Origin of the sequence: Dickeya oryzae (assembly GCF_009372235.1) — a bacterium.
Taxonomy (GTDB): domain Bacteria; phylum Pseudomonadota; class Gammaproteobacteria; order Enterobacterales; family Enterobacteriaceae; genus Dickeya; species Dickeya oryzae.
On sequence record NZ_SULL01000013.1, the window covers coordinates 260,158 to 271,291 of the forward strand.

Annotated in this window: 14 protein-coding genes; 5 read left to right on the plus strand and 9 right to left on the minus strand. The window is 40.9% G+C overall.

The annotated features are described in order from the left end of the window. The first annotated feature begins 835 nt into the window (after positions 1 to 835). The 3 genes from FAZ14_RS14870 (at position 836) to FAZ14_RS14880 (ending at position 3,045) form a co-directional block, all read left to right on the plus strand. The gene (locus FAZ14_RS14870; protein ID WP_153508794.1) at positions 836 to 1,570 is read left to right on the plus strand and encodes a helix-turn-helix domain-containing protein; all 735 of its coding nucleotides are present in this window, start codon (positions 836 to 838) and stop codon (positions 1,568 to 1,570) included. Between the two features lie 27 nt (positions 1,571 to 1,597). Then, positions 1,598 to 2,398, plus strand: coding sequence for a hypothetical protein (locus FAZ14_RS14875; protein WP_153508795.1), 801 nt, complete (start codon positions 1,598 to 1,600; stop codon positions 2,396 to 2,398). Between the two features lie 158 nt (positions 2,399 to 2,556). Continuing rightward, positions 2,557 to 3,045 carry a DUF4756 family protein gene (locus FAZ14_RS14880; protein ID WP_153508796.1) on the plus strand — a complete coding sequence of 163 codons (489 nt, stop codon included), beginning with the start codon at positions 2,557 to 2,559 and terminating at the stop codon, positions 3,043 to 3,045. A 136-nt stretch (positions 3,046 to 3,181) separates the two neighbouring features. Here FAZ14_RS14880 and FAZ14_RS14885 read toward each other — a convergent pair whose 3' ends face one another. From FAZ14_RS14885 to FAZ14_RS14910, 6 genes are all read right to left on the minus strand, one after another. Next, the gene (locus FAZ14_RS14885) at positions 3,182 to 3,424 is read right to left on the minus strand and encodes an H-NS family histone-like protein (RefSeq protein ID WP_153508797.1); all 243 of its coding nucleotides are present in this window, start codon (positions 3,422 to 3,424) and stop codon (positions 3,182 to 3,184) included. Positions 3,425 to 3,486: 62 nt separating this feature from the next. After that, on the minus strand, positions 3,487 to 3,852 hold the full coding sequence (locus FAZ14_RS14890) for a hypothetical protein (RefSeq protein ID WP_019843944.1): 366 nt from the start codon (positions 3,850 to 3,852) through the stop codon (positions 3,487 to 3,489). Positions 3,853 to 3,908: 56 nt separating this feature from the next. Continuing rightward, complete coding sequence (locus FAZ14_RS14895; protein WP_153508798.1) at positions 3,909 to 4,199, minus strand: hypothetical protein; 291 nt, start codon at positions 4,197 to 4,199, stop codon at positions 3,909 to 3,911. A 74-nt stretch (positions 4,200 to 4,273) separates the two neighbouring features. Further along, a complete protein-coding gene (locus FAZ14_RS14900; RefSeq protein ID WP_153508799.1) occupies positions 4,274 to 4,606 on the minus strand; it encodes a hypothetical protein in 333 nt (110 codons plus the stop codon). Between the two features lie 20 nt (positions 4,607 to 4,626). Further along, the gene (locus FAZ14_RS14905; RefSeq protein WP_153508800.1) at positions 4,627 to 4,845 is read right to left on the minus strand and encodes a helix-turn-helix transcriptional regulator; all 219 of its coding nucleotides are present in this window, start codon (positions 4,843 to 4,845) and stop codon (positions 4,627 to 4,629) included. A gap of 176 nt (positions 4,846 to 5,021) precedes the next feature. Beyond that, positions 5,022 to 5,885 carry a DUF6387 family protein gene (locus tag FAZ14_RS14910; protein WP_125259811.1) on the minus strand — a complete coding sequence of 288 codons (864 nt, stop codon included), beginning with the start codon at positions 5,883 to 5,885 and terminating at the stop codon, positions 5,022 to 5,024. Between the two features lie 442 nt (positions 5,886 to 6,327). Between FAZ14_RS14910 and FAZ14_RS14915 the strand changes: the two genes are divergently transcribed. Next, on the plus strand, positions 6,328 to 7,611 hold the full coding sequence (locus tag FAZ14_RS14915; RefSeq protein ID WP_153508801.1) for a tyrosine-type recombinase/integrase: 1,284 nt from the start codon (positions 6,328 to 6,330) through the stop codon (positions 7,609 to 7,611). A gap of 154 nt (positions 7,612 to 7,765) precedes the next feature. Here FAZ14_RS14915 and FAZ14_RS14920 read toward each other — a convergent pair whose 3' ends face one another. Next, positions 7,766 to 8,077, minus strand: a complete 312-nt coding sequence (locus FAZ14_RS14920; RefSeq protein WP_153508802.1) for a DUF736 domain-containing protein — start codon at positions 8,075 to 8,077, stop codon at positions 7,766 to 7,768. 1,020 nt (positions 8,078 to 9,097) lie between these two features. Between FAZ14_RS14920 and FAZ14_RS14925 the strand changes: the two genes are divergently transcribed. After that, complete coding sequence (locus FAZ14_RS14925) at positions 9,098 to 10,024, plus strand: hypothetical protein (RefSeq protein WP_153508803.1); 927 nt, start codon at positions 9,098 to 9,100, stop codon at positions 10,022 to 10,024. Between the two features lie 247 nt (positions 10,025 to 10,271). Here the strand turns inward: FAZ14_RS14925 and FAZ14_RS14930 are convergent, their stop codons facing one another. Both FAZ14_RS14930 and FAZ14_RS20415 read right to left on the minus strand, forming a co-directional pair. Further along, positions 10,272 to 10,622: a hypothetical protein gene (locus FAZ14_RS14930; protein WP_153508804.1), complete on the minus strand. Its 351-nt coding sequence runs from the start codon at positions 10,620 to 10,622 to the stop codon at positions 10,272 to 10,274. A gap of 9 nt (positions 10,623 to 10,631) precedes the next feature. After that, positions 10,632 to 11,134 (minus strand): RHS repeat-associated core domain-containing protein (locus FAZ14_RS20415; protein WP_194287079.1); only part of this gene is annotated, 503 nt, incomplete at its 5' end.

The window sequence follows — 11,134 nt, forward strand, 5'->3', positions numbered from 1 at the left end:
ACATTGCTGGAACAGGGCTTGTCCCTGTTAATGATGGATTTATCCATAAAAAATCTCGGCGATAGCCGATAAAGCAGAAATAGTATGATTAATATTACGACTTCATGGACGGTTTAGTTTTTACGATATTATATATACCAGATTTACCCTATACTTAATTAAAAATTCATATTGAAAAACAAATCCTTTCTTATGAGCTTTCGCTCACGGCTTCGCCCTTTGTCAGTATATTAACTAGAAATTCATCAAGGCTATAGCATTTGCTCTTAAACGTATAGGAAAACTATATTCAAAGAAGCAGCACTTCGTGATTGTCCGAAACAATCACATTGCTGAAACAGGGCTTGTCCCTGTTAATGATGGATTTATCCATAAAGAATTGCGGCGACAGCCGCCAATAAAATAAAGGTAAAACAATTGCAGTATTCCTAAGATGCCAGCAGCGCTCCGTGATTGTACGAAACAATCACATCGCTGAAAATTAGCATCAAGAAAACCGCATATTTTCACGTAAAACTCTCTTTACATAAGAAAAAAGGAAAGCTGGACTCTCTTAACTTCTTACTAATTATTTAATTATAAGCACGGTCCCAGCCCAATAAAATCAAGGCTTCACACCTTTTTTTGCTATGTTCAAACATAGCAGATACCTATGTGCGCACATAGATCCGTCCTATGTTCGAACATAGCAAGATCTATGTTTGAACATAGGTTTTTTAACATATAGCAATATCATAATAATAAAACTCCTATTTTATTTATAGTTTAACTATTGACTTTTATATTTCTGCATAGTATTAAAAATAACAGAATAAAAACTATAAGAGAGAATAATATGAATACTAATGATACTGAACTACTTCGCTTATTTGAAACATTAACCACTGAACAAAAGATTGATATCGCAAGACACTTGCTGCAAAACAAAGATATAAAATCGACCACTGTTATTGCAACAGAAGAAGATAAAGCAATCTCATTTGCACAGCCTTACGTTTTTGCTTTCACTTCCAACTTTCGTGTTTTTTCTGATTTAGATATATCTAAGAATGAATTCCGTGTATTAACTTATATTTTAGAATACATGGAGTTCGGAAATCTTATCAATCTGTCTCAATCATCACTCTGCAAAGCATTGAATATCGCATCCGGTAATATGTCAAACATATTCAAAAAACTAAAACAGAAAGGAATACTCGTTGAGCATCATGGTCATCTATATATTAACTCGAACATTTTCGCCAAAGGTCTAAGTCATCAACTTGATGAGAAGCGTAAAGAGCATTTAAGTAATGCCAGAAGTCTTCATGCGGAGCTTGAACAATACCCAGAAAACTATACTGATTACTCAAAGCAAGAAAGACGAAACTTAGCGTTAGAAACAGAAACGAAAGAGATCTACACGGACGCATTTATTTTTAGTAAGAAGAAAAAGAATAATGCAGTTCCTAATGCTAAAAACAGTATCAAGATCGATAAACCACGAAAGGTATACAAACGAACGAAAGAAAATGAAGCGGCAAGAAAAGAATTAGCTGATGGCACAAATATTTTGAAAGCAGTATCCTGATAAAAACAATAATAACAAGGAGAAAAAATGAAAAAACTACCCGGTTCACTTGTGATAAAACTTCATGAAAAACTATCTAAAAACGACATTCTGAATGTCTTAGCTGAACAGATGGCTATGCTTGAGGAAACATTTGGCATTGAAGAGTTCAAACTCTATTCTTATCTTGAATGTTATCGTGACAATAAAAAACAAGCTTTATATCACAATAGCCGAAACACCGTTGTAGGTTCATTTAATTTAAGAAGTCAGGCAAACTTAGAGAATACAGCAAAACTAATCGCAAAAGAGGGTAATAATCGTATTATTTCTTTTGATAAAAAACTTGATACAAATAAAATATTCACTACAGTTGAAAACATTCAGTCGAGTAATCCTTATCGATATTGGGAAAATAACATTCAGGTTATTCCAGCTTCGCAGGTAAGTAGCATCATTCAAAATGAACAAAATCGCCAACAGGCAGAGAAAGATAGGCTCTATCTCATCGAACAGCAACGTAAGAAGGAAGAACAAGCCCGTAAAGCCAGAGAGAAAGAAGAATATGAGCGACCGCTAAAATTTTTTATCACCAAAAAAATTAAAGAAAGTGGCTTATCCGAAAGGGACTTCAAAAAACATATTTGTTCAAGCTATAACTACCTAATAAATCATACAACAAAATCAAAATATTTTGCTAATCGAAAAGATCTGTTAGATAAATATTACGATATCAGATTGATTCGTTATTCAATCAAAAGACCTGATGGTAAAATAGGTAAGGTTGAGATTTATACTGATAATGGTGAGCTGATTTTTGAGCAATATAAAACGCTTCAGCTTGTTTAAAACACCCCTTTACAATTTATTATGCCAGAATGGTATAGGGTTAATATTACACTCACCGGGAACGCAGATGAAAATAATTTTTAACCATCTGCTCAATTTGACACTTTCTCTACATACCTTAATATATAAATATAACAATCATTATTAACGAGGTATTTATGAGGAATGTAAAATTAGACAACAGCGATTTATTAGCATATTTAGATACTATTGAAAAACTAAAACAACAACCATCAATGGATGAATATAAAGAAGGATATCGTAAACTGCGTAATGAAGACGCATTTGAATATGAAATTAAGAAATATAAATCTGCACATACCGAACTACGCAGGCTAGATAAAAAGAGAAAATCTCTAATGGTTAATTTTATCGATGAAATTAATCCTATAAGTTATTCAGAGGCTAAAAAATCTGTCCAATCATCAGGGGATTTTGATAAGCTTTATGAACGCAGGCTTTATGCGAAAGCGATTGTAGAAAAAAGTGATGATGAAATTATCGCTCTCGTGGTAAAGCAACGAACTGAAGCGGCTCTTGATTTTCAGCAGTCTGTTGAGAAAAACCTTGAGCAACTTTCTGATATATCATTTTTAGTAAATGGATATGCGATAACGAATACAAAACGCAGGAAAATGGCTATTTAAATGAAAATAGAGAGACCATATTGGTGACCTCACCAATATGGTATGTAGTGATTGACATTTACTTCACCCACTTTTTTACGAGCTTACTTTCTGGAAGGAAAGTTCATTCAAGTAATACCTTTCGCAGTTTCTGGTGTCAGCAACAAAGATCTTCTGGCGAAATACGGTCACTTTCCATTTTTTCAAGCAGCTTCTGTAATCTTTTCTCCTTCAGCTTACGCGCCTTTTTCTCACCAATCTCCTGATAGTATTCTTCACGGCGCTCTGCTACCACCTTGCGGAACTTCTTCAACAGTTGGTTCAGGGTTTTAAGGTCTGTCGTAGCGGCTTCTGCTTGGATTTTTCTGTACATAAACATTACGTGGAATTCATCAATCATATTGATTACCTCATCTTTTTATTTATATTATTTCCCTCTCAGCGAGGGAATATAGCCATTTGTCATTGACGATTTACCGTTATTTTAAGTTTCCAATAAACACGATCATCAGTGTCATTCTGCTCTATGTTTTTTAACACCAGTTCTATGACATGTTCTTTATGCCAATATAGAATCGTTTCCTTCAGCTCATCAAAGTTGATGTCAGATAAATCTTTATATCTCTCATCTTTAGCGCATACTTCAACCTCATGTGCAATCAGCACGTCATAAAGTATTTCTGATAGCATTTCTCCTGATATAATATTCATTGCTGTTTCAGGCTCTTTTTCATTTATGTGATAAATCGTTTCACAATACCCCTGTAATACTGTTGAAATAATATATATTGCTGCTTCACTTTTTTCTTTCAATACTATCTCTTTCATTTTTAATCCTTATGTTACATTTATGGTTGTTAGCCCCTTGCGGGGCAACGTTAAACTTACTTTCTAAAACTATCTGAATACCGCACCAACATTGCTGCAACCAGTTCAAAGTTAACTTCGGTAATATCACCACGATTACCTTCTTGAGCCGTAAACCTTTCAAAGTTCCTCTGAATATGGTCAAATACATTCATAATGAATGGACTCATAAAATCAGGATCATCCAGCAGCTCCTTACTTTCACCATTAATCTGTTGCAGGACTTTCCAGCTTGTCTTAAACGACCTTTTAGCAAGATCAAAGAACAGCGCTGTGGATTTATTTTCAATAACGGTTTCTTTAGACATATTTGTTCCTCATAGTTAAATGCTTTTATATTTCACTTTGATATTATTTACCCCTGACGAGGCAGATCTAACACCTACTGGTGGTCGTTTAAAATACAGAAGCTCACTGCATTGTGTATTTCGCGTAGATTCACAAGAACTTCATCAAAGTGAACGTCATTAAGCGAACCTTTATATCTGTGCCTTTTTAAAAACTTGTTAAAACCTATCTTGCTGTTTCCTATGACTGCTTTTAAAATATCTTCCATATACTCATCATCCTCAAGGAGGTAATAGAACCTTTCCCCCACACATTCCTGCATGCGTCGTAAATACTTATCATAACCCTCACAACTTTTTAATATAAAATATCTTGTAGAATCATTGGTGACATTCATTTTCATTGATGGCAATACCATACTCTTCATTTTATTTCCTCTTGTTTATATTATTTAGATACACTACGTGATTGTGAAATAGCGTTATCAATCCACGCATCAATCTCACTTTCGATAAAAGCTACTGCTCTTACACCCGTTTTTACCTGTGCAGGAAAACGTCCGGCTTTGATAAGTTCATAAATCCACGTCTTACCAAATCCTGTTCTTCTTATTACTTCCGGTAAACGAATAAGGCGCTGTTTTTTATTTTCTTCGATTTGAACCATATTTATCTCCTGTGTTGTTCGATGGAGATAATTCTAGGATTTTGTCTGATTCTAAACTAGGGATGTTCAGAAAAGAGTTTTTTACGCAGATTTTTGGGAGGATAAAAATTGGGTATGTTCAGATTCAGTGAATATAGGCGATATCTGCATTGCGCAACACACCGCCACTTGAAAGGTCAGTTCTGATCAAGTTCCTCCTTGTCCTTACCAAGTTCATCTTCGATCAGTTCCTGTACTTTCCAGTGTCTTCTGTCGTCGTATCTGTACGTAAAATCGACAAAAGACTGATAGTAAGTATGCTTTGTCAGATACTTGACTGCCAGTGGATGATCTGTTGATTTCACTTTTTCAACATCACGAATACCGCCTTTGAACTCATCAGGGTATAAAAAGCTGGTCAGTTGCGGCATACCAATCCTGACCTCTTCACCCTGCGCCCAGAACAGCAAATCCATGATGGGAATGATGTTGTAATCAAGTATTCTTTTGAGGTTGCTAACCCCAAAACGGAAATCTCTGGCTGGAGGCTCAGGAGCCTGTAGTTGTTCTTTCCACTCAGGCACCATCACTTTAAGGTGATTTATGATTTCTTCGGATGACGTTTCCGCCAGATTAATTTGAACCAGCATCAGCCCCTCGTTGTTTACCCCGGCTTCCTTCAGATAGTGTGAGACTTCCATATGAGGTAGGGGTTTTCCTTCCGGGTTAACGTATTTATCGAAAGCAGCAACATAACCCGCCACCTCCCATAGCCCTTGGTGTGTGACAGGCTTGATGGCATAGCTGGAAGAAAGCTCTTTCTTTGGCCCTTCGAAGATATCCCCAAAAATGACTTTACCATCCAGCAAATCATCATAGTAATCATCATGTATCTTCCTGTTTTCGTAACTCATCGAAGCCAGACGGCTTTCCATCCGGTAAACGATAATTCGGTTCTCTATCTCTTGGAAAAGCTCTTCGACCGTCAAATCATGAAGCTCGCTGTAATTCTCAATATTGAACCATTCCTTAACAGCTTCGGCGATCTCCGCTTTGGTCATAACGTATCCTTTGGGTTTTACTTATCTCTTTGATATGTTATGCCTAAAGATATCGGTTTTGATGTTGCTAATCTATTGAAATAAAGCGGGTAAAAGCAAAAGCATACCAAGCCCAAGCATGCATATTGTTCAATAGAGTTCAGCACCGCATGTTGTCATAACCAATTGTTTTTAATTGACATTTTATACAAGCAGATTAAATAATGTTGGTAGAAGTGTTGGTATAAAAAACACTAATATTATGAAAACCACGAATAACAGGAATCATAGATGAAGTGCGAGTCCAGTCAGAGGAGCCAAATTCAGAAAAGCAGATGTCGAAAGGCATCTGCTTTTTATTTAGCGATATAGCATGAAATATCTTCCCGATGCATTTTCAGTTTTCCCTCTGCACGGGAAGAATGTGGGGGTCAGGTTAGTTCGATGACGGAGTGACCCCCACATGTCTCTTAATGACTCAAAAATCCGCAACTTAAAACCATCTGCAAAACCCTACAAAGTTTCCGATTCTCACGGCCTGTACCTGTTGATTAATCCCGGCGGTTCACGTCTCTGGTATCTCAAATATCGTATCAATAAAAAAGAATCCCGCCTTGGTTTAGGTACCTACCCCGATGTATCGCTGGCTGATGCGCGTCAACAACGTGACAGCATCCGTAAACTGCTGGCGCAGAATATCAACCCCGCACACCAGCGGGCGGCAAAAAAAGCGCCCCGCTCACCAGAAAAATCATTCAGAGATGTAGCCCTGGACTGGCACAAGAGCAACCGGACATGGTCAGAGAGCCATGCCACTCGCCTGCTCGCCAGTATGAACAACCATCTCTTTCCGGTTATCGGGCACCTGCCCGTCACGGAGCTGAAACCCCGTCACTGCATCGGTCTGCTGAGAGGGATTGAGAAAAAAGGTTTACTGGAAGTGGCAGCCCGTACCCGGCAGCACCTGTGCAACATCATGCGTCATGCTGTGCATCAGGAACTGATAGAACACAATCCGGCGGCCAATCTGGACGGTATTATCGCCCCGCCCGTTAAACGTCACTACCCTGCCCTGCCGCTGGAGCAACTACCTGAACTGTTGACACGCATTGAGGACTACCGGCAAGGACGGGAATTAACCCGGCTGGCCGTATCGCTCACCCTGCATCTGTTCATCCGCTCCAGCGAATTGCGCTTCGCGCGATGGTCGGAAATTGATTTCAGAAACCACATCTGGACTATTCCCGCTACCCGCAAAGCCATCCCCGGCGTACGTTATTCCGGGCGTGGCGCGAAGATGCGTACCCCACATATCGTTCCCCTCTCCCGGCAGGCCATCGCTATTCTGAGACAGATACAGGAAATCTCCGGACATCAGGTACTGATATTTCCCGGCGCTCACAATCCGTATAAACCGATGTGCGAAAACACAGTCAACAAGGCGTTGCGCCTGATGGGCTATGACACAAAAAATGATATCTGTGGTCACGGATTCCGGGCAATGGCCTGTAGCGCGCTGATGGAATCCAGCCTGTGGTTACAGGATGCGGTTGAGCGCCAGATGAGCCATCAGGAGCGCAACAGCGTGCGAGCGGCTTACATCCATAAAGCGAAATACCTTGATGCCCGACAAGCGATGATGCAATGGTGGTCGGATTATCTGGATATGAACCGGGAGGGATACGTTGCGCCCTATGTTTATGCGCGAGAATGCAGGGAGCGCGCAGTAAACTTTATCATCGGTTAGCAAAAAGTATTCGCTGTATGTCCCCTGCCCATTAACGCAGGGGACATACTGCATTGACCATCTCAAGAGCCACGAAAACGCAATGAGCCACTGGTTTATTGCCGGAGTAACAGTGTGCGCCCCGCCGTGACTGGCGGGGCGAGGTGTCTGGCTGTCAGGCAGACGGTTTGCTGCGCAACCAGATCAACTGGTGCTTGCCATTCTCTTCTTCGATAAGGCGGGCATAGAGGGGTGCCGGGAAGGATGGGTCGTCGAGCGTCACCGACAGATAAGGCCGTTCGGCCTGGCTGATTTTCCGCCAGGCTGCGCCGATGTCATAACCACCGAGGGTCTGAATGCGGAAGTCAGGGGCATGCTCGCTGCTTTTGTCGCAGGGGATGAACCTGGCTTTGACATTCAAATTCAGAGTGCGGACGGTGCCAGTGAAACCGTTGTTTTGTGTGGTGAAGGTGCCGATGTTAGCCATGATGTTGCTCCTTTCGGATTTTCAAGGTCGCGCCTGTCGCGTCCTTTGTGGTGATCCGAATGGCAGGAGCCGGGCTGGCCGCATCGCTTGCGACCGTAACACCGTGAAGGACCGGAAGAGGCAAAGAATTTGCTGCGCGAGGAAGGCGTTTGCGCCGGGGAAATTGTTTGCCTCTTCCGGTTGCGGCCATAAAGCCCGTCTTCTGCAAGGATTCACAACGAGCTCAAGGACGCACTGGCTGACCAGGCCGAAAGGCGCACTGGCTGGCCCGGCTTCCCCGCACAACAGCTTTACCGGCTCCTCTCCTGATTCGATCAAGGCCATCATCCCCGCGACAGGCGACATGCCCTGCAGCCAGTCCCTCGGTGCAAACAGCCTATGGCGTCAACCCGGTTATCAGGCCGGACGGCATATTGGTGACACATCCTTCATGACCGCAGCACCATCATCGCCAGTGTCAAAAACGGCAAGCATCCATGCAACCTGACGCAGCAAGCTATGGCAAACGAAAACGCCCCGCCAATTACGATGGGTAACCTTTTAAGAATGAAAAGATGCCAATTACCCTTTCTATACACGCAAAAATACCGGAGCTAACACGTAATAACCAATAATGACAGCAGTACATCTATTTTTATGACAAACTGCATCACTTTAAGTAAAAATTTCATTCTATAAATTCAATCTGGCAGAACAGTTCTGGGCTGTCCATGCCAGTGAAACAATGTGATGACATCCATTCATAAAACTAAAGAATACGTATCTCAGATGCTGTGGTGGTGCTACCACTGCAGGCGGTAGCCCACTTGTGATACAAGGTTATCTCATTCCTTGTGGATTTTTATTTTCTTTCTTAAAAGATAAAAAAATAAAAATGGCATACTCTGGTCATTCTAACTAAACCCCTTCTACGCCATGGAAATTTATATATAAAAGCTTAACGTTATACACGGTAATTTTATTAACCCCCAGTTATCCCCTACGCACAGGAAAGGTTGTCATGCTGAAGGAGATTACATCATGCAAAAACAGACCTTCCTTTTAAACACAAAGAGCAGTATGCCTGAATGGATGACGATACAGGAGGCTATCAGAATAACGAAGAAAACAACAAAAACAGAACTGACGGACAGTGATATTTATCGCCATGCTTTATATGGCAACATCAGCCTTTCCATCTACTTCCAGTCACCGGTTGTTTTACGAAAAATACGAACATTGGATAATAAATTGAAGCTACGCCCGGTCGGGCACTCATTCATCGACCGACTCTGTTTGCTCGATAGAAACAGTTTCCTTGGCAAACGAAATCTTATTCTCAGTACCGAGGGAAGATACATTACTCCCACCCAGCCCATTATTGACACACTATTAGCGGGACATGAGTACGTCATGGTACAACGTTTACTTGCCCGCTCCCTGCACATTCCATTACCACACATCGGTGAGAATGAGATCAATTACGGTATATCGGTAACTCTTTCAGGAGAGATATTTCAGGTATTCGAAAAGATCACATGGCAGGAAAGAATAAACCAGAAAATCATGCGACTCCCTGAGAAAATGTGGACTGATATTTATCAAGAGATTCAACAACAAGGCATGAATCCAGACTTCCGAAAGGATTACTTTCCGGTTCACGACCTACCGCAAGATGCCTGCTTTGTCATCCGGCATACTGAACTGGAAAAGTTAATCAACATGCCGACCAAAAACCAAACATCCTCGTCATCTTCCACACGGATATCCACGCCGTTATCACGATTATTCTGGCTCGCCTGTAAACATAATGAGGCTATTAGCCCATTAATCAGGCAGCCCTATAAACTGTTGTCCATTTTTGAACAATGGGCATCAACTGATGGTATCACCGACCATCTAAGTGGTGACACACTAAAAACGGCACTGGAGCGAGGATCCCCAACATCCATTTCGGGATCTGGTTAATAGAGTACTTCCTCATTCAATCCAGGCTGTGTCTCTTAATCACCTGCGTGGTGGAAAATCATACAGCGTTGGCAAGTGACGGCAGTGGAAATGTACGAAATTGATTCATAAACGAATGAATTTAATACATTTCGTCACCATCACCAGTGAGTCTGAATTAAGGGACACAGCCTGATATATGATCGTTGAACTAAACAGCATAAGAAGCAGCCGGAAGGATCGTTGGGATCGCTTCCGGCTTATTTTATTATTTCTTCTTGCTAAATTTATTTATCCATCCATCTTCTGTAAAAAGCTCACCGGATAAACCATCACTTATTTCGTTAACATTAACGTCTGATGATAATATTTTCTTATTTTCATCTTCCTCAAACATAAAAAGGAAATTAAATACAGTGTTATCAACACACTCGGTAATTAAATCTTTAATTACCTTTTTTTGTTTTTCATCAAAATCCGACAATAGATTATGCAGCTCTATAGCTCTCTGTGATTTTAATGTTCCTAATTGAATTTTTTCAAACCTATCAATCGAACGGTCACGAACCATATGCATAACGGCACAACCAAATTCATCTAAAATTTCTTTATCTGTCATGGCGATAACTCACTTATACCAAGGGATATTTGAGGGAGAGATTGCACCTTGAGAGCGTAAATTCCATAACGATTCAGCAACAAGACTTCTTGCTTGTTGTGTCGTTGCTCCTCCTGATTCTAGTGCATTGACTGCTATTTTCGTATGCTCTGCAAGAGTATTAGGCCGCCCACTATTATAAAGCTCCTTGAACGCCTGCCTTTGATATGAAGTCATAGCTTGATGGTCTAACCCCATCTTATCCATGTAATCCTGACTAATTGAGAATCCTTTTTTAGGATCATATTTGGGGTTACTCTTAAAACCAGCTTTAGCATGTACGTGATGTCCACCGACATCTTTATATTCACCAGTCCCACACTTAGCAAGACCTAAAGGATCGATCCACGTTAGGGGATTCGGAGCATAGGCATAATTGTTCAACCCGCCCAGCACCCCTATCGGGTCTGGCGAGACATAGCACCCACCGGCCGGGTCGTAGTACCGAAAGCGGTTATAGCACAGCCCGCTTT

Excerpts from the sequence above, each read along its gene's own strand:
- FAZ14_RS14870 (WP_153508794.1), top strand. The coding sequence starts at position 836 with ATGAATACTAATGATACTGAACTACTTCGCTTATTTGAAACATTAACC.
- FAZ14_RS14875 (WP_153508795.1), top strand. The coding sequence starts at position 1,598 with ATGAAAAAACTACCCGGTTCACTTGTGATAAAACTTCATGAAAAACTA.
- FAZ14_RS14880 (WP_153508796.1), top strand. The coding sequence starts at position 2,557 with ATGAGGAATGTAAAATTAGACAACAGCGATTTATTAGCATATTTAGAT.
- FAZ14_RS14885 (WP_153508797.1), bottom strand. The coding sequence starts at position 3,424 with ATGATTGATGAATTCCACGTAATGTTTATGTACAGAAAAATCCAAGCA.
- FAZ14_RS14890 (WP_019843944.1), bottom strand. The coding sequence starts at position 3,852 with ATGAAAGAGATAGTATTGAAAGAAAAAAGTGAAGCAGCAATATATATT.
- FAZ14_RS14895 (WP_153508798.1), bottom strand. The coding sequence starts at position 4,199 with ATGTCTAAAGAAACCGTTATTGAAAATAAATCCACAGCGCTGTTCTTT.
- FAZ14_RS14900 (WP_153508799.1), bottom strand. The coding sequence starts at position 4,606 with ATGAAGAGTATGGTATTGCCATCAATGAAAATGAATGTCACCAATGAT.
- FAZ14_RS14905 (WP_153508800.1), bottom strand. The coding sequence starts at position 4,845 with ATGGTTCAAATCGAAGAAAATAAAAAACAGCGCCTTATTCGTTTACCG.
- FAZ14_RS14910 (WP_125259811.1), bottom strand. The coding sequence starts at position 5,885 with ATGACCAAAGCGGAGATCGCCGAAGCTGTTAAGGAATGGTTCAATATT.
- FAZ14_RS14915 (WP_153508801.1), top strand. The coding sequence starts at position 6,328 with ATGTCTCTTAATGACTCAAAAATCCGCAACTTAAAACCATCTGCAAAA.
- FAZ14_RS14920 (WP_153508802.1), bottom strand. The coding sequence starts at position 8,077 with ATGGCTAACATCGGCACCTTCACCACACAAAACAACGGTTTCACTGGC.
- FAZ14_RS14925 (WP_153508803.1), top strand. The coding sequence starts at position 9,098 with ATGCAAAAACAGACCTTCCTTTTAAACACAAAGAGCAGTATGCCTGAA.
- FAZ14_RS14930 (WP_153508804.1), bottom strand. The coding sequence starts at position 10,622 with ATGACAGATAAAGAAATTTTAGATGAATTTGGTTGTGCCGTTATGCAT.